General features: G+C 71.3%; 14 protein-coding genes. 9 read left to right on the forward strand and 5 right to left on the reverse strand.

Annotation, left to right across the window (positions count from 1 at the left end; translation table 11 throughout):
* Positions 1-41 precede the first annotated feature (41 nt).
* The 3 genes from C8K30_RS01800 to C8K30_RS01810 all read right to left on the reverse strand — a co-directional run bounded on the left by C8K30_RS01800 (position 42) and on the right by C8K30_RS01810 (position 2,792).
* Complete coding sequence (locus C8K30_RS01800) at positions 42-1,034, reverse strand: TIGR03557 family F420-dependent LLM class oxidoreductase (RefSeq protein ID WP_255415693.1); 993 nt, start codon at positions 1,032-1,034, stop codon at positions 42-44.
* Positions 1,035-1,174: 140 nt separating this feature from the next.
* Positions 1,175-2,053, reverse strand: coding sequence for a hypothetical protein (locus C8K30_RS01805; protein ID WP_108491169.1), 879 nt, complete (start codon positions 2,051-2,053; stop codon positions 1,175-1,177).
* A gap of 10 nt (positions 2,054-2,063) precedes the next feature.
* Positions 2,064-2,792: a DUF6597 domain-containing transcriptional factor gene (locus tag C8K30_RS01810; protein WP_108491860.1), complete on the reverse strand. Its 729-nt coding sequence runs from the start codon at positions 2,790-2,792 to the stop codon at positions 2,064-2,066.
* Between the two features lie 124 nt (positions 2,793-2,916).
* Here C8K30_RS01810 and C8K30_RS01815 point away from each other — a divergent pair, with 124 nt between their 5' ends.
* Positions 2,917-6,642 carry an ABC transporter ATP-binding protein gene (locus C8K30_RS01815; protein ID WP_108491170.1) on the forward strand — a complete coding sequence of 1,242 codons (3,726 nt, stop codon included), beginning with the start codon at positions 2,917-2,919 and terminating at the stop codon, positions 6,640-6,642.
* Positions 6,643-6,966: 324 nt separating this feature from the next.
* Positions 6,967-7,104: a hypothetical protein gene (locus C8K30_RS30600; RefSeq protein WP_158280901.1), complete on the forward strand. Its 138-nt coding sequence runs from the start codon at positions 6,967-6,969 to the stop codon at positions 7,102-7,104.
* A 46-nt stretch (positions 7,105-7,150) separates the two neighbouring features.
* On the opposite strand, the gene C8K30_RS01820 is transcribed toward C8K30_RS30600, so the two are convergent.
* A complete protein-coding gene (locus C8K30_RS01820; protein WP_108491171.1) occupies positions 7,151-7,774 on the reverse strand; it encodes a TetR/AcrR family transcriptional regulator in 624 nt (207 codons plus the stop codon).
* A 140-nt stretch (positions 7,775-7,914) separates the two neighbouring features.
* On the opposite strand from C8K30_RS01820, the gene C8K30_RS01825 reads away from it, so the two are divergent.
* From C8K30_RS01825 to valS, 7 genes are all read left to right on the forward strand, one after another.
* Positions 7,915-8,730: an oxidoreductase gene (locus C8K30_RS01825; protein ID WP_108491172.1), complete on the forward strand. Its 816-nt coding sequence runs from the start codon at positions 7,915-7,917 to the stop codon at positions 8,728-8,730.
* A gap of 105 nt (positions 8,731-8,835) precedes the next feature.
* Complete coding sequence (locus C8K30_RS01830) at positions 8,836-9,735, forward strand: alpha/beta fold hydrolase (RefSeq protein WP_108491173.1); 900 nt, start codon at positions 8,836-8,838, stop codon at positions 9,733-9,735.
* A gap of 49 nt (positions 9,736-9,784) precedes the next feature.
* Positions 9,785-10,798 carry an NAD(P)/FAD-dependent oxidoreductase gene (locus C8K30_RS01835; RefSeq protein ID WP_108491174.1) on the forward strand — a complete coding sequence of 338 codons (1,014 nt, stop codon included), beginning with the start codon at positions 9,785-9,787 and terminating at the stop codon, positions 10,796-10,798.
* A 47-nt stretch (positions 10,799-10,845) separates the two neighbouring features.
* Complete coding sequence (locus C8K30_RS01840; RefSeq protein ID WP_108491175.1) at positions 10,846-11,790, forward strand: alpha/beta fold hydrolase; 945 nt, start codon at positions 10,846-10,848, stop codon at positions 11,788-11,790.
* Between the two features lie 47 nt (positions 11,791-11,837).
* The gene (locus C8K30_RS01845) at positions 11,838-12,845 is read left to right on the forward strand and encodes an NAD(P)H-binding protein (protein ID WP_199230295.1); all 1,008 of its coding nucleotides are present in this window, start codon (positions 11,838-11,840) and stop codon (positions 12,843-12,845) included.
* A 276-nt stretch (positions 12,846-13,121) separates the two neighbouring features.
* Positions 13,122-13,688 (forward strand): hypothetical protein, encoded by a 567-nt coding sequence (locus C8K30_RS01850; RefSeq protein WP_108491176.1) that lies wholly within the window; start codon positions 13,122-13,124, stop codon positions 13,686-13,688.
* A 165-nt stretch (positions 13,689-13,853) separates the two neighbouring features.
* A complete protein-coding gene (valS, locus tag C8K30_RS01855) occupies positions 13,854-16,607 on the forward strand; it encodes a valine--tRNA ligase (protein WP_233256918.1) in 2,754 nt (917 codons plus the stop codon).
* A 216-nt stretch (positions 16,608-16,823) separates the two neighbouring features.
* Here valS and C8K30_RS01860 read toward each other — a convergent pair whose 3' ends face one another.
* Complete coding sequence (locus C8K30_RS01860) at positions 16,824-17,330, reverse strand: DUF1877 family protein (RefSeq protein ID WP_108491177.1); 507 nt, start codon at positions 17,328-17,330, stop codon at positions 16,824-16,826.
* Positions 17,331-17,370 lie beyond the last annotated feature (40 nt).

Here is a 17,370-nt window from a genome sequence, read left to right on the forward strand (position 1 = left end):
GGACCATCCTCACATCGCGGCGCGGCCGGGCTCACGTCCGCTCACCGCACGAGCTTCGGGAGCACCTCTCGGCCGAACGTCTCGATCCATTCGCGCTGGTTGCGACCCACGTTGTGCAGGTAGATGCGGTCGAACCCGAGGTCCACGTACCGCTGGATCGACGCGCGGTGCTCGTCCGGGTCGGCGGAGATCAGCACGCGACCCTCGAAGTCCTCGGGGCGCACCATCCGGGCGAGCTGCGCGAAGTCGTGCGGCGAGCGGATGTCGGACCGCGGGAACCGCATGCCGCCGACCGGCCACTCGGTCAGGGCGTTGGCGACCGCCTCGTCGTGAGTGGGCGCCCAGGAGAGGTGGAGCTGGAGCGCCTTGGGCATCCGCGCCGGGTCGCGGCCGGACTCGCGGGCGCCGTCCGCGAACCGGGTCAGCAGGGACGACATCCGCTCCAGGGGCGCGGCCTGCGTGATCAGCCCGTCCGCCGTCCGCCCGGCGCGGCGCGCGGTGACCGGACCCGCCGTCGCGACCAGGATCTCGGGCGCCACCTCCGGCATGGTCCACAGCCGCGTCGACTCCAGCTTGAAGTACGTGCCTGCGTGCTTGACGTCGCGCCCGGCCAGGGACCCGACGAAGAGCTTCTTGATGATCTCGACCGCCTCGAACATGCGGTTGATCCGCTCGGGCGCCTCGGGCCAGTAGCCGCCCACCACGTGCTCGTTGAGCGCCTCCCCCGAGCCGACGCCGAGCCAGTGCCGGCCCGGGTTCATCGCCGCGAGCGTCGCCGACGCCTGGGCCACCACGGCCGGGTGCCACCGGAAGGTCGGCGCCGTCACCGGCCCGAGGTCGCCCGTCGTGTGCTCCGCGGCAGCCGCGAGGACGTTCCACACGAAGCCCGCCTGGCCCTGCTGCGGGGTCCAGGGCTGGAAGTGGTCGGCGGCCATGACGCCGGAGAAGCCGTGGGCCTCCGCGAGCGCCGTCAGCTCCACCGCCTCGCGGGGCGCGAACTGTTCGAGCATCGCGGCATAGCCGATGGTCACCACGCGGAACAGCCTACGGCCCTGTGCGGATGGCCCCACGTGCCCGCTGTGCTTGTTGTGGGCGTGATCGTTGCGCCTAAGACGGACGCATAGTCGCAACGATCACGCTCACAACAAACGGAAACCTGTGTCTCGCGGTGGGTTCAGAGGCGTCCGTGCAAGCGGAGGGTCTGCAGCGCGCCGAGGGTGACGATGCCGCGCCACTCGACGGTCTGGCCCGGAGACCAGTGCAGGAAGTCGAAGTCCCAGCCGCCGTCGTCGAGCTGCTCGCGCTCCAGCCGGTCGAGCTCCGCCGAGATCTGGGCGTCGGAGAACAGCGCCCGGCTGGGCGCGCCCGGACTCGTGGAGAGCTGGAGGGGCCTGAGCCTCTCGTCGTCGATCCCGCCTCCGACGGGGATCGTCCCGTCCTCGTGCAAGGCTGGCCGCAGCCGTTCGACGGCGGCCGCCACGCGGTCCGGCTCGGGCACGGCGTCGAGGAAGGCGAGCGCGAACATGACCGTGTAGCCGCCCACGGGGTCCTCGCCACCCACCTGTCCCCAGCACCAGGCCGTCGCGGCGTCGAGGAAGGGGTGGTTCACGCCCAGCTCCCACAGGTGTGCGGCGATCGCGAAGGTGAGCAGCCCGTCGTCGCTCGGTTCCGACATCCACGGCGCGGCCGGGTAGCCGGCGCCGGACGCCAGCACGTGCGGCACCCGACCGTCGGGCAGCGCGACGGAGGCCAGCCAGTCGGCCGTCTCGGTGACCAGCGGCGTGACCGCGGGGTCGGCGGCGGTGCCCAGCTCGGCGAGCACCTCCAGCGCGGACAGTGCGGCCGAGACCTGGCTGCTGGGCGCGCGCTGGTCGGGCTCGAGGGCGTGGCCCCAGCCGCCGTCGTCGTTCCGGTAAGGACGCAGGGCGTCCAGGACACGTTTGCTTGGTGCGTCGTCGAACAGCGCCGCGAGGCGGTGTCGCTCCAGCAGTCGTGCGTCGTCGTAGATGAACCGCCTTGCGGCTTCGATGTTGATGCTCGTTGTTGTGCTCATGCCTTCGACGCTAGGCGGCGGTCAGGGTGGCGTCTTCCAGAAATCGGACGGGTGTGAGGCCCGTGAGTCGGCGCACCTCGTCGGACATGTGCGCCTGGCTCGCGTACCCGGCCGCCGCGGCGCGGTCCGCGAGGGATGTCGGTGTGCCCGAGGACAGTCCGATCAGCCGCCGCAGCCGGGCCACACGCCCCAGCATCTTTGGCCCGTAGCCGACGGCGTCCACGGTGCGGCGGTGCAGGTGCCGCTCGCTCACACCCAGGTCCTCGGCGACGCCGGAGATCCGCGACCCGGGCACTCCGAGGCGCCGCGCGGCCGTGGCGACGAGCCCGTCGCGCTCAGCCTTGCGCTGCAGCACCGTGCGCGCGAGGAGGTCCAGGCGCCCGGCCGGGTCCGCTGCGCTGAGCGCGTCGGCGAGCGCGGGGCCGACGTCGGGCCACACCTCGGCGAGAGGCACGCGCAGGTCCCGCACCTCGGACGCCGGGATGCCCAGGACGGCGCCGGCCGCGCCGGGCCGGAGCCGGATGCCGCTGGTGCGCGACGCCGGTGCGCCGCGGGGTGCCGCGACGACCGGGCCGGTGTCGGCGCCGACGACCACCAGCTCGCCGTCGAGCCGGACCAGGTCCACGCAGCCGTCCGGGATGATCCGCTGCTCGTGGCCGGGCGGCACGTCGTGCTCCCACAGGCAGGCCACGACCGGCAGCAGGCCGGTCGGGGGCGCGAGCTCACGGTAGGGGGTCACGTCAGCCACGCTACGCGGAGCCACCGACACTCGACTCGTGTCAGAGGTACGAGCCAGTCGAGTGACCCGTGCGTCCTCACGGAGGGGCCGGTCGAGTGTCAGAGACCAGTGGCAGAGTCGAGCCGTGCCCCACGTACCGGCTCGACCGAGCCGCAGAACCCACCTACCCGGCGACCAGCGCCACACCTCGTGGCGCCGCCGCGCCCTGCGCGTCGCCGCGGTCGCGGTCCCGGCCGCGCTGCTGGCCGCCGCGGCGTCGTCGTACGCCGCGGTGGTCACCGGGCGGATGGCAGCGGACCCGGCTCGGGACACGCTGATCGTGCTCGCGGCGGTGAGCGGCGCCGTCGTCGTGCTGGACGCCGTGACGTGGCTCGTGGTGCAGCGCGCGGTGGCCCGCGCGGAGGCCAGGCTCCGCTCCGACCTCGCTGCCGCTGCCCTGGGCCAGCCCCTTCCCGCGCTCGAGGAGCAGGCGGTGGGCGAGCTCCTGGACCGGGTCAACGGCGACCCCGCGCGGCTTACGCGCGCGATCAGCGGTATCGGCATCACCCTCGGTCAGGCGGCGATCAGCCTGGTGGTCGGGTGGGTGGCCGCCGGCCTGGTGTGGTGGCCGGCGTGGGTGGCGTTCCCGCTGGTGGCGGCCGCGGTGCTCGTGTTCGCCCGCCGGTCGGCGCGGCCCTTGCGCGACCTGAGCCGGCGCGGCGCCGAGGCTGTCTCGGACCACCTGGCACAGCTCGAGGAGGCCGTCACCGCCCGGGACGACCTGCGCACCGCCCATGGCCAGCGGTATGCGCTGCGCCGCTACGCCGAGCTGGCCGCGCGTCAGATCCGGCTCCGGGAGGAGTGGTCGATGGCGTTCTCGCGCGTGCGGCTGCGCACGGAGCTGCCGCTGGACGCCCTGGTGGGCGCGATCCTGGTGGGCGGGGTGTGGGCCGTTACGGGCGGCACGCTGGACGTCGCCCGGCTGGTCACGCTGTGGCTGCTCGTCACCGGGTTCGTCGGCCGGGTGGACGTGCTCGGCCGCCTCCTGCCGCGGGTCGAGGAGGCGATCGGCACGTTCCAGCGCGTGCGGGACCTGCTGGCCGCGTCCCAGGAGCCGGACGGCGGTGCGCCCTTCCCCGGCCGGGCAGGCGGGTCCAACCTGGCCGGCTCCGACCCGGCCGGCTCCGACCCGGTCGGCTCCGGCAGGTCCGCCGGTGTCGACGTCGAACTGCGCGACCTGACCTTCACCTACGATGGCGGCTTTGCCCTCGGCCCGCTGTCCCTGACCATCCCGGCGGGCGGCACGTGCGCCCTGGTGGGACGGACGGGGTCGGGCAAGACGACGCTCACCAAGATGCTGTCCCGCGCCGTGGAACCGCCGCCGGGGAGCGTGTTCCTGAGCGGCCGGGACATCACCGGGCTGGACGTGCACGAGCTGCGCGCACGGGTCGGCGTCGTCGGGCAGCGCACCGAGATCCTCGCCGCCACGCTCGCAGACAACATCAAGCTCTGGGCGCCCGTCCCGGCGGAGCGGGTCGAGCAGGCGATGGACGCGCTCGGCCTGCGCGCCTGGGTCGCCTCCCTGCCGGACGGCCTGGACACCCGCCTGGGGTCCGACGGCGTCACCCTGTCGGCCGGGGAGGAGCAGCTCGTCGCCTTCGCGCGGCTCCTGGTGCGTGACGTCGAGGTGGTCGTGCTCGACGAGGCCACCGCCCGCATGGACCCCGCGACGGCGGAGCGGGTCACCCTGGCCGCGCAGAAGCTACTGGCCGGGCGGACGGCGATAGTCGTCGCGCACCGGCTGTCCACCGCGCGGCACGCCGACACCGTGGCCGTGCTCGACGGCGGCCGCCTGGTCGAGCACGGACGCTGGGACCGGCTGGCGGCGTCCGACGGCCACTTCGCCCGGCTCGTCGCCGCGGCGGGACTGGTGAACGGGGACGCGGAGTCGGCTACCGAAGTAGTGGCGGCCGCGCCCAGTTCCGCCGAACCCCGCCCCGCCTTGCTCCGCTCCGCCGATCCCCGCTCCGCCGAGTCCGGCCGCGCCGCGCCCGGATCCGGAGCAGTGGGCCCCGAAAAGCACGACCACGGCGGTGGGGACCTGTCCGTGCAGGCCGCCCGGACCGGCGTCGAGCGGTCGGCACCGGGAGCCAAGGCCGCGGCAGCGCCGCGCCGCAGGTCGATGGTGCGCGCCGTGTGGAGCACGCTGCGCGCCCGCCCGGCCGGCCTGCTCATCCCGGCCGTCGTCTGGGAGGTGACGGACTACCTCACCTCGACGGGCCTGGTGGTCGGGTGGCTGTGGGCGACGCTCGTCGTGGACCTGGAGCACGGCTCCGCGCCCTGGCTGCTGGCGTGCGCAGTCCTGGCGGCGGTGGTGGCCAACACGCTGCTCCCGCTCACGGTCCGGCTCACCAGCGTGCGCTGGTGGGCCGACTCACGGCTGCGGCTGCACCTCACAGTCCTGCGCGGGCAGACCGCGCAGCGGCGCACCGCCCGCGACGCCCCCGGTGAGATCGCCGCCCGGGTCCAGGAGGAGTACCGGCTCACCGGCCACACCCAGGCCTGGCGCAAGCTCCTCACCGCCCCGCTCACCCTGGCGCTGCTCGTGCTGCTGAGCGGAAGCCTGCTGGCCGGCGCGATCGGGCTGGGCATGGCGGGCGTGATGTTCGCCGCCCAGGTCCTGGGCAGCCGTTCCGTCGCCGCCGCAGCGCGGAAGGCAGGTGACTCTGCGGCCGAGCTGGGCCGGCTGCTCGGATCCGCCCTCGACGCCGTACGCACCGTCAAGCTCGCGGCCGCTACCGACGGCGTGCTCGCCCAGGTAGCCCGCGTGGACGGACGCCGGGTGCAGGCCTCGCTGCGCGAGGAGCAGACCGACTTCCTGGTGGGACTCGCCCCGTCCGTGCTGAGCCGGGCCGCGACGGTCCTCGCCTGGACCCTGCACCTGAACGGCACGTGGTCGCTGGGCACCACGCTCCTGGTCAGCACCTCGATCGGCACGTTCAGCTGGATCGGGTACTCGCTGGGCGACCTCGTCACGAGCTCCGCGTCCGCCCGTCGCTGGGTCGAGGTCACCTCCCGGTACGCGGGCACGGACCGCCTCGCCGACGTTCCCCGCGACGTGGACCTGTTCGCCGGCACCACGATCCCGCCGAGGACGCCCCCGGCCGACGAGACCGTTGCACCGGGCGCCCTGCGTGAGCTGCGCCTCGACGGCTTCAGCGCCACGCACGACGACGGCACGGTGGGGGTCGCGGGCGTGGACCTCACGGTGCGGCGCGGCGAGCTGGTACTGGTGGTGGGGCGCGTCGGGTCCGGCAAGTCGTCCCTGCTCGGCGCCCTGTCGGGCCTCGTCGACGTCGGCGGGCGGCTGACCTGGAACGGCACCGAAGTCGCCGACCCGGAGACGTTCCTGCGCCCGCCCCGGGTCGCGCACGTGGCACAGGTGCCGCACGTCGTGTCGGGGACCGTCGCGGACAACGTGCGCCTCGACCACGACCGCCCCGTCGCCGGTCCCGTTGCGTCCGCCGGGCTCGACCGCGACGTCGCCGAGGCCGGCGGCACCGGCACGCTCGTGGGGCACCGGGGCCTGCGGCTCTCGGGCGGTCAGGTCCAACGGCTCGGTCTGGCCCGGGCACTGGCCACGGGCTCCGACCTGCTCCTCGTGGACGACGTGTCGTCCGCCCTCAACGCCGTCACCGAGGCCGAGGTGTGGTCGGGCCTGCGAGCCGCGGGCACCACGGTGCTGGGCACGACGTCGCGTGCGGCGACCCTGGCGACGGCCGACCGGGTGGTCGTGCTCGACGGCGGGCACGTGGCCGCCGTCGGGCACTGGCGGGACCTGGAGCGGCGCTGGTCCCACCTGGCCGGCTGACCCGGGCCTGGTGGGTCCGGGCTCCTCGATGTCTTCTCTGCACTAACAGCGCCTGTCTCGTTCGCGTTGGAGCGTTATTCACCGGCACCGCCGGTAGAACTCGGCTCACGGCGCTGGCTTCCCGACTTGAGCTTGGTCAGCCGCCGACTCGTCGACGCCCAGCGGGGGTCCGTACCGCTGCCCGCATTCGCTGGGATGGCACCCAGCTCCAGGAGGGCGCCGAGGCAGAGCACTGGCACGGACTCCTGCAAACGCGGTCCGAGTTGGCGGAGCGGCGGCCGCAGTTCCACTATCTGCTGGCTGCGAGGCGTTCGGCGTCTGATCGTGCAGTTCAAGCCCGGCGACACCGCGCATGCGGTGGAGCAACTCGACTGGATGCGGGCGCAGTTCTTCGCCAACCGCTCGGACGACCGCCCGGCGGCGCGTCAACCTACGGGTCGCGCCTCCGCGGCGTCGAAGTGAGCGGACCGCATCAGACACCTCCGCAACGAGGCCGGTCGTGCCCTTCTCAGGGGTGGCGCGGGCGAGGCAACATTGCGAACGCGCTCTCCGCGATCGAGGTCAGGCGGGCGGGACTGTGGCCGTACGCGCCTACGACATCGCTCCCGCGGATGACGGTCAGCAGAAGATACGCAAGGTCGTCGGGATCCGCGTCGGGGTCGATGTCGCCGTTGCGCTGCGCCGCTCGCACACACTCGGCCACCGCCGTCCGGACCACGGAGAAGCAGTCGTTGGCCAGGCGTTGCACCTCGGGGTCGGAGGCGCCGATCTCCAGGGCCATCTTGGCGGCGAAGCAGGTCGCCGCCGTCCGGTCAGACGCGGGGGGTACGTCGGCGGCGAGTGGCACCCCATGGACGGCGCGGAGCAAGTACCCGTGCAGTCGTTCCAGGGCGCCTTCGTCCGGTCCGGCTAGCGCCCTCGGCGCACCCTGCCCCAGCCGGGCGAAGTAGCCGGCCATCGCCTGCAGCAGCACGCCGTGCTTGCCGTCGAACGTGGCATAGAGGCTGCCGCGGCCCAGGCCGGTGGCGGCGCTGATGTCGTCGACGCTCGTGCCGTTGTAGCCCGCGGCGCGGAACTGCCGTTCGGCGGCATGGAGGACGTGGTCGTGATCGAAGCTTCGTGGTCTTGCCATACATAGAAGGTAGGGCCGACCCGCCGTATTTGACAACTCAGTACAGAACCGCCTACGTTTCTGACAGGTCAGTACAAAACCGTCCTGGCGACCCCGCAACTGGGCACGACGAAGTCATGCCCGCAACCGAAGGAATCAGCATGCAGAAAGCTCCCCCGGTGGCCCTCGTGACGGGCGCCTCCTCCGGGATCGGGCGGGCGGCAGCGCTCGCCCTCGTGGACGCCGGCTTCGCGGTGGTCGGCACGAGCCGCAACGCGGCGAACGCCGAGCCGCTCGCCGGGGTGACGTTCCTCGATCTCGACGTGGCCAGCGACGAGTCGGTCCGCTCCCTGGTCGAGGAGGTGATCGAGCGGTTCGGTCGGATCGACGTCCTGGTCAACAACGCAGGCGTGGGCGCGGTCGGCGCCGGCGAAGAGAGCTCGATCAACCAGACCAAGGACGTCTTCGACATCAACGTCTTCGGCCTGATGCGGATGACCAACGCAGTGCTGCCCCACATGCGCGCCCAGGGCAGTGGCCGCGTGGTCAACGTCTCCTCGGTACTCGGTCTGATCCCAGCCCCGTTCACGGCCATCTACGCCGCCACCAAGCATGCGGTCGAGGGCTACTCCGAGTCCGTCGACCACGAGCTTCGCGAGCACGGCGTCCGGATGCTGCTCGTCGAGCCGGCCTACACAAACACGAGCTTCGAGGCGAGCAGCCTGGCACCCGACTCGCCCCTGCCGATCTACGCCGCACAACGGGAGGTCTCCCGAGACGTCCTGGCCACGGCCGTGCACAACGCCGACGGCCCGGACGTGGTCGCGAAGGTGATCGTCGCGGCCGCCACCGACGCCAAGCCCAAGCTCCGGTACACCGCCGGCTCGATGGCGGCACGCGTCAGCCTCCTGCGCCGGATCGTGCCCTCGCGCACCTTCGACACACAGATCCGCAAGCTCAACCGACTGGCCGGCTGACCCCGCAGCACACTCGGCGCCTGAGGCGCACATGTCCGAAACCAGAGACGCTGAGGCCAACATCAGCATCTGTCGTCCGACCGCTCTTGGAAAAGGCTGACACCCATGGAATTTGAACACGTCACTTTCGACCTGCCACACGGCACCTTTCACGCGCTGCAGGGTGGTGATCCCGATGGTCAACCGACGGTCGTCCTGCATGGCTTCCCGGACCATCCGCCGACCGCGAAGCCCTTCCTTGCCGAGCTCGCCCGCCGCGGACGTCGCGTCGTCGCACCCTGGCTTCGCGGTTACGCGCCGTCCCCGACCGCGGGGCCGTTCGACTTCGCATCCCTGACCGGCGACGTGCTCGCGCTGATCGACCGCTGGTCTCCGGGGCGAGCCGTGGAGCTGGTCGGCCACGACTGGGGCGCCATGATCACCTACGATGCCGTCGTCACCGCGCCGGAGCGGATCGAACGCGCGGTCGCGCTCGCCATCCCCCACCCACTCACGTTCCTGAGCCGGCCGCGCCCCGCTCAGCTACGCCGGAGCTGGTACATGGCGCTCTTCCAGCTGCCGGGAAGCGGCTGGATGGCCAGCGCCCGCGATCTCGCCCTCATCGACCGCCTCTGGCGTCAGTGGTCACCGGGCTTCTCGCTCGATCCAGCTCTGCAGGCGGAACTGCACGAGCACCTGCGGGTGAGCATGCCCGCGCCCATCAAGTACTACCGGGAGATGATGCGACCCGGCATGCTCAAGGCGGCGCGCCGCCTGTCTCAGCCGATCGAGGTGCCCCTGCTGCACCTCCACGGTGCCGACGACGACTGCATCCTCCCCCCGCAGGTCGACGACCGCCATCGGTTCGCCGCCCCGCACGCGATGGAGGTCGTCCCCGACGTCGGTCACTTCCTGCACATCGAGGCCCCCGAGGCGATCGCGGAACGGATCGCGGCATGGGCCGAGGATCACGCGACCCTCACGGCGAGACCACCGGGATCGGCCACCCAGAACTCGAAGGGCTGACCGAACCATGACTGATCGAACCATGACCGATAAGGAAAGGCAGGAGACCATGGCTGTGACGGCTGCTCCGTACGCGAGCGACGCACTGGCCGAGGGGACCATCGACGCGGTGGTGATCGGCGGGGGCGCCGCGGGGCTGAACGGTGCACTGATCCTTGCCCGCTCCCGCCGCTCGGTCGTCGTGATCGACAGCGGCTCCCCGCGCAACGCGCCCGCGGAGGCCGTGCACGGCCTCCTCGCCCTGGACGGTACGCCGCCGTCCGAGATTCTTCGACGGGGCCGGGAGCAGGTGCGCCAGTACGGCGGACGCGTCGTGGTCGGCGAGGTGGTCTCGGCCGAGCCTGCCGCCCCGTCAGCGGACGGCGACCTGCGGTTCACCGTCACCCTGGCCGACGGCCGCAGCATCACCGCCCGCCGCATCCTGGTGGCGACCGGCCTCACGGATGTGCTGCCGGAGGTGCCCGGGCTCGCCGAGCACTGGGGGCACAGCGTGGTGCACTGCCCGTACTGCCACGGCTGGGAGGTGCGCGACGAGCCCATCGGTATCCTCGCCACCGGCCCGGTCTCCATCGCCCACGCGTTTCTGTACCGTCAGCTGACCGAGGACCTGACCTACTTCACCCACGGCACTGACCTGGACGAGGACAGCCGCGCCCGCTTCGCTGCCCGCGGCATCCGCATCATCGACACCCCGGTCACCGAGGTCGTCAACGACGAGGACGGTGCCCTCGCCGGGGTGCGCCTGGCCGACGGCCAGGTCGTGGCCCGCCGCGTCCTCGCGGTCCTCGCGCAGCTGCAGATCCGCGCCCAGGGCCTGGAAGGGCTGAGCCTGCCGGTGCAGGACCTGCCGAACAAGGGCCGCAGTTTCGCCTCCGGCGTGGCCGGCATCACCGAGGTGCCGGGTGTGTGGGTGGCCGGCAACGCCACCGATCTGGTCGCCCAGGTCGGGGCCTCCGCGGCGGCCGGCGCACTGGCCGGGGCCGACATCAACAGGATGCTGGCCATAGCGGACACCGACGCGGCCCTGCACGGGGCTGGACCGAGTCCGACAGCTGACTTCTGAACGCGCCGGCGTCGAAACCACCCACTCCCCGGAAGGCACGAGATCCCATGATTGCTGCTGAAGAGACGTTCGACGGTACGTGGCCGTATCCCGCCCGCTTCAACGAGGCGGCCGGCTTCCGCCAGCACTACGTCGACGAGGGTCCCGAACGGCCCGATCAGACGATCGTCATGCTGCACGGCGAGCCCACGTGGGGCTACGAGTGGCGCCACCTGATCGGGCCGCTGTCACGTCACCATCGGGTGGTCGTTCCCGACCACATGGGCTTCGGCAAGAGCGAGACACCGCAGGACCGCACATACGACGCGAGCGAACACATCCTGAATCTCGAATCGTTGCTCGTCGACACGCTCGACGTCACGGACATCACCCTGGTGGTCCGTGATTGGGGCGGCCCCATCGGCACCGGGTTCGCATTGCGTAATCCCAGCCGGATCTCGCGGATCTTCGCGGTGAACACCGTGCTGCCTCTCGCCGAGGGCATCGAGGATCTGATGAAGGCCAACGGCGCCGAGAGCCGGTGGTTCCAGTGGGCCCAGTCGGCGCTCTCGGACGGTTCGTTCGAGCAGATCCTCGGAAACGCGGGTCACACCATCGCCCACCTGATGATCGACCTGCAGCATGTCGCCCGGCCGGAGATCGCCACGCCGACCTGGATCCGCGCGTACTCCAGCCCCTTCCCGACCCCGGCGGAGTCCCGCGGTGTCATCGCGTTCCCACGGCAGGTCCTGGAGGGCCCGCAGGGCCCGCCGCCCGGCCCGCCGCCCATGGAAGCTGTCGCCGCGCTGCGAGGCCTGCCGGCAATGCTGGCGGTCGGGATGCGGGACACCGCACTGCTGCCCAAGTACGTGATCCCGGCGTTCAAGCTCAGCTACCCCGACGCACCTGTGGTCGAGATCCCGGGCGCCGGCCACTTCCCGACCGAGGACGCTCCGGAGACGCTGCTGGCACTGCTCGACCTGTTCCTGCAGACGACGCCCGCGCACACCTGAACCCGTCCTCCGACTACAACTCACCCCAACCAGATGGAGTTACAACAATGACGGAGCGCAATCCCATTCTGATCACTGGCGCCGGCGGCCAGGTCGGTGGCGTGAGCAGGTTGATGGTCGACATGCTGCTCGAACAGGGCCACCCGGTGCGCGCGTTCGTGCGACGGGACGACGAACGCGCGCAGTCGCTGCGCGAGGCCGGGGCCGAGGTCTTCGTCGGCGACCTGCTCAAACTCGCGGACGTGGCCGCCGCGCTGAAGGGTGTCAAGCGCATCTTCTTCAGCATGACCCCGCAGCCGTACTACGCCGATGCCCTCACCTTGATGGCCGCGGCGGCGCGAGCCCAGGGCGACATCGAGGCCTTCGTGCACCTGTCCAACTACGAGCAGTCGTACATGACGCTCGAGAAGATGACCACACCGGATGAGGAGCGGCGTTCTTGGCTCGGCGGACTGGTCACGGACTGGTCACCGCAGCAGCGGGCGCACTGGATCGGCGAGCGGGTGCTGGATTGGTCCGGCATCCCGACCGTCAACGTGCGTTCGACCCTGTTCGCCGAGAACCCCCATCTGACCTGGATGCTGCTGGGCTCGCTGAGCAACGGTGAACTGCGCCTGCCCTTCGGCAACCAGCGGCTCGCGCCCATCGCCGTTCACGACCTGGCAGAGGTGTCCGTGAAGGTGCTGGTCGACCCCGCTCCGCACATCTCGAAGTCCTACGAGCTCACCGGCCCGGAACTGAAGGACATGTACGGCTTCGCTGAGGACTACGCAGCCGTGCTGGGACGCCAGGTCGTCTACATCCCTGAGGAACTGGAGGCCTGGAACGAGGCCTTCATTGACGAGACCGTCCTGCAGGAGTCCCTGGGCGATCCGGCTGCGGCCCGGCACGTGGCTGAGCACCTGAGGATCCAGACCAGTCTGATCGCCGGCGGGCGGTACGACGTCCTCACCGACCAGCTGGAAACCCTGCTCGGGCGCCCACCGCGGACCATGCGATGGGCACTGCAGAACAACACCAACCTGCGCGAACTGGCGGTTGCTCCGAACCGCTGAGCGCACCGGTGCAGACGACGAACCCCGAGCACAGGCCCACCCGCACAGCACACGACGGGCGCCTCTGCGGTCAACAAGACGCACCGTAGATCTGGTCCGACACGGGTTCCTCCCGTGCCGACGCCGGGCACGCCGTCCGGCGACGCCATCAGGAAAGTACCGCCCGGGCCGGAATCTCGAACATGGGTAGTGCTCCCCCTCCTCGGCCGGTGCGGCCGCTGGTAGCGTCCGGGCCGATCCCGGGCAAGCAGCCCATCACCCGTCAAGGAGTACCCCGTGCGCACATCCCGGACCGTCCCCGCCACCCTGGCGGCCCTGCTCACGGCCGCGGCGCTCACCGGTTGCACACCGGACGGCCCCACGGAGCAGGCCCCGCCCATCGGCGACGCCCTGGCCAGCTACACGGACCTGTACGACGACGCCATCGTCGCCCTGCAGAAGGCTCCGGACGGGCGCGAGCTCACCTGGGCGGAGTCCATGGCCGACTACCCGTCGATCGCCGAGCAGAACGACGGACTGTGCTTCCTCTACGTGAGGAGCGCCAACGGGACCGGCACCATCGACGACGCCGAGGGTCTGCTCACCTCCCTCGCCGCATCGCTCGACACGGTGCTCGCCGAGCACGGCATGGAGCCGATGTCCGACCCGCAGCACTCCGAGCACGGCGGCGACGTCTGGGTCGAGACCGTTGCCCCCACCGGCTGGACCGTCGAGCTCAAGGGCGGCGGCCAGTCGTCGCCGGAGCAGCAGGACGCCCGGGTCGAGCTCTCCATCGACGGCCCGGTCACCAGCGACACCTGCAACGACACCACCCTGGCGCAAGCGCTCACGGACGCCGGCTGACCTCCATGTGCCAGGCCCTCGGGTCGCTGAAGGCGACCTGTACCTCTGACCGGAGCGCCAGGGTCTGGACACGTCGAGCAAGGTTCCGGGGGCGGTTCACGACGCCCGCGGCGCCCTGTGGAAAACGTGCACTTCAACTTGCTCGAATCTGGGACACTGGTGCGCATGAGCATTCCTGCCTCCTCCGGGCCGACGGACCCGGCCAAGACCACACCCGCCCACGACTCTCCGGCCGCCTCGGTAGCCGGTGTCGACGTCGTCCGCGCGGTGGTCAAGGAGGTACCGGACAAGGTCAGCACGGACGGCCTCGAGGTCAAGTTCGACGAGCGCTGGACCGCCGAGCAGACCTTCGCCTTCGACCGCACCAAGACCCGTGCCGAGATCTACTCGATCGACACCCCGCCGCCCACGGCGTCGGGCTCCCTGCACGTGGGGCACGTGTTCAGCTACACGCACACCGACATCGTGGCGCGTTACAAGCGCATGCGCGGCCTCGAGGTCTTCTACCCCATGGGCTGGGACGACAACGGGCTGCCCACCGAGCGTCGCGTGCAGAACTACTACGGCGTGCGCGTCGACCTGTCGCTGCCCTACGACCCCGACTTCACGCCGCCGTTCGAGGGCACCGACAAGAACGTCAAGGCCGCCGACCAGGTCCCGGTCAGCCGGCGCAACTTCGTCGAGCTCTGCGAGCGGCTCACGGCCGAGGACGAGAAGCAGTTCGAGGAGCTCTGGCGGCGCCTCGGCGTCTCCGTGGACTGGGCCCAGACGTACCAGACCATCGGGGACTCCTCGCGCGCCACGGCGCAGAGGGCGTTCGTCCGTAACTTCCAGCGCGGCGAGGCCTACCAGGCCGAGGCCCCGGGCCTGTGGGACGTCACGTTCCAGACCGCCGTGGCCCAGGCCGAGCTGGAGGCCCGCGACTACCCCGGGCACTTCCACAAGGTCGCCTTCCACAAGCCCGACGGCGAGCCCGTCTACATCGAGACCACGCGCCCCGAGCTGATCCCGGCGGCGGTCGCGCTCATCGCGCACCCGGACGACGAGCGCTACCAGCACCTGTTCGGCACCACCGTGACGTCCCCGCTGTTCGGGGTCGAGATCCCGGTCCTGGCGCACCACCTGGCGGAGCCCGACAAGGGCGCCGGCATCGCGATGTGCTGCACCTTCGGTGACCTCACCGACGTGCAGTGGTGGCGCGAGCTGCAGCTTCCGACGCGCTCGATCATCAACCGCGACGGCCGCATCACGCGCGAGCTGCCGGAGTGGCTCACGGGCGGTCCGGGCGCCGAGCTGTTCGAGGCCGAGGTCGCGGGCAAGACGACCTTCAGCGCCCGCAAGGCCATCGTCGAGGCGCTCACCGCCTCGGGCGACATGCCGAGCGAGCCCGTGGCGACCCAGCGCAAGGCCAACTTCTTCGAGAAGGGTGACAAGCCCCTCGAGATCGTGACCTCGCGCCAGTGGTACATCCGCAACGGCGGCCGCGACCAGGCGCTTCGCGAGGAGCTGCTGGGCCGCGGCAAGGAGCTCGACTTCCACCCCGACTTCATGCGGGTGCGGTACCAGAACTGGGTCAACGGCCTCAACGGCGACTGGCTGGTCAGCCGGCAGCGCTTCTTCGGTGTCGCGATCCCGCTCTGGTACCCGGTCGACGCTTCGGGCGAGGTGGACTACGACCACCCGATCGTCCCGGCCGAGGAGGCTCTGCCCGTCGACCCGACGTCGCAGGCGCCCGCGGGCTACACCGAGGAGCAGCGCGGCCAGGCCGGCGGCTTCGTGGGTGACGCGGACGTCATGGACACCTGGGCGACCTCGTCCCTGACGCCGCAGATCGTGGGCGGCTGGGAGCGCGACAACGACCTGTTCGAGCGCGTCTACCCGATGGACCTGCGCCCGCAGGGCCAGGACATCATCCGCACCTGGCTGTTCTCCACGGTGGTGCGCTCGCACCTGGAGAACAAGGTGCTGCCCTGGAAGAACGCGACGATCAGCGGCTGGATCCTCGACCCGGACCGCAAGAAGATGTCGAAGTCCAAGGGCAACGTCGTCACGCCGATGGACCTGCTCGTGGAGCACGGCTCGGACGCGGTGCGGTACTGGGCGGCCTCGGCTCGCCTGGGTACGGACGCGGCGTTCGAGGTGGGCCAGATGAAGATCGGTCGCCGCCTGGCGATCAAGGTCCTCAACGCCTCGAAGTTCGCGCTGTCGTTCGGCGGCGGCGCGGGCAGCGAGATCGCCCTCGACCCGGCAGCGGTCACGGTGTCGCTGGACCGGTCGATGCTCGCGGGCCTGGCCGGCGTCGTCGAGCAGGCGACGGCGGCGCTCGAGGCGTACGACCACACCCGCGCGCTCGAGCTCACCGAGACGTTCTTCTGGACGTTCTGCGACGACTACCTCGAGCTCGTCAAGGACCGTGCGTATGGCGCGGGTGCCGACTCGGCGAGCATCTCCCCGGAGACGACGTCGGCCCGCACCGCCCTGGCCATCGCGCTCGACACCATGCTGCGCCTCCTGGCGCCCTACCTCCCGTTCGCCACGGAAGAGGTCTGGTCCTGGTGGCGCGAGGGTTCCGTGCACCGCGCGGCCTGGCCCGTCGCGGAGCCGCTGCGGGTGGCCGGCGGCACCGCCGACCCAGCCGACCTCGCTGCGGCCGGGCACGCCCTTGCGGCACTGCGCAAGGTGAAGTCCGAGGCCAAGGCATCGATGCGGACGCCCATCGTGGCCGCGTCGCTGGCCGTACCGGCCGGCTCCCTGGCCGCGGTCGAGACCGCGGTCGAGGACATCAAGGCCGCCGGGCGGGTCACCGGCCCGCTCGATCTCGTGGCCGCCACGGAGGGCCAGGGCGACCAGGCGGTCCAGGGCGGCATGGTCGTGACGTCGAGCGAGCTGGGCGAGGCCCCGCCCCGTAACAAGGGCTGAACGAGCCGGCCGAGGCTCCGCCCCATAACAAGGGCTGAGCCCGCTCCCTCGCCAAGGCAGAACCGTAGCGAGACAGAGCTGGGGCGGTAGTGCCGATCGGCACCACCGCCCCAGTTCTTTGTTCAAGGATGTCCGTCACGACCAAGTAGTTGGGCTTGCTCCAGCGCGAGAATGCATGCTCAACCGCTTGGTCGTGGCGGACCTCTGCGAGCTCGGTCAGTTGAGCATCAGCACGACCGCGTCGCCCGCCTCGGCCGCGGCACCGTAGAACGCGGTGAGCTCGCCGTACGCCGCCCCCAGGCGCTCGGGATCGGTCTCCGTGGCGTGCTCGCCCGGATCCGGGCAGACGTCCTCGTCGCACACGTGGGCGGCGACGGCGAGCGGCGCCAGGGTGGCGAACGACGTGCCCACCAGGAACGCGGCGGCCTTCTCCACGTCCTCCGGGCCCAGGTAGCGCACCGGTGTGATCCCGTCGGTGGACGCCAGCTCGGCACCGCCCTGCACCGGGTCCACCGGCATCCCGCCGTGCGCCAGCAGCGCCGTGTGGAGCGGGCCCCACACGGTGCCGATGCTGAAGTACCTCGCCTCCTGTGCCGGAAGGTCCATCTGCACCCATTCGCCGGCGAGCTCGTCGATGTGCTCGAGCGCCCAGGTCAGATCTCTACGTGCCTTGTCGAAGTCGTCGGCGGCAAGCCGCGCGTACTCACAATGAATCATCCCCATGGCCCGAGACCGTACCGATAATGCGTTTCCGTGTGTATGG

This window comes from Promicromonospora sp. AC04 (assembly GCF_003058225.1).
Classification (GTDB): domain Bacteria; phylum Actinomycetota; class Actinomycetes; order Actinomycetales; family Cellulomonadaceae; genus Promicromonospora.

What these genes read in the sequence shown, in the direction of transcription:
- C8K30_RS01805 (WP_108491169.1), bottom strand. Translation starts at nt 2,053, where the DNA reads ATGAGCACAACAACGAGCATCAACATCGAAGCCGCAAGGCGGTTCATC.
- C8K30_RS01820 (WP_108491171.1), bottom strand. Translation starts at nt 7,774, where the DNA reads ATGGCAAGACCACGAAGCTTCGATCACGACCACGTCCTCCATGCCGCC.
- C8K30_RS01825 (WP_108491172.1), top strand. Translation starts at nt 7,915, where the DNA reads ATGCAGAAAGCTCCCCCGGTGGCCCTCGTGACGGGCGCCTCCTCCGGG.
- C8K30_RS01830 (WP_108491173.1), top strand. Translation starts at nt 8,836, where the DNA reads ATGGAATTTGAACACGTCACTTTCGACCTGCCACACGGCACCTTTCAC.
- C8K30_RS01835 (WP_108491174.1), top strand. Translation starts at nt 9,785, where the DNA reads ATGGCTGTGACGGCTGCTCCGTACGCGAGCGACGCACTGGCCGAGGGG.
- C8K30_RS01840 (WP_108491175.1), top strand. Translation starts at nt 10,846, where the DNA reads ATGATTGCTGCTGAAGAGACGTTCGACGGTACGTGGCCGTATCCCGCC.
- C8K30_RS01845 (WP_199230295.1), top strand. Translation starts at nt 11,838, where the DNA reads ATGACGGAGCGCAATCCCATTCTGATCACTGGCGCCGGCGGCCAGGTC.
- valS (WP_233256918.1), top strand. Translation starts at nt 13,854, where the DNA reads ATGAGCATTCCTGCCTCCTCCGGGCCGACGGACCCGGCCAAGACCACA.
- C8K30_RS01860 (WP_108491177.1), bottom strand. Translation starts at nt 17,330, where the DNA reads ATGGGGATGATTCATTGTGAGTACGCGCGGCTTGCCGCCGACGACTTC.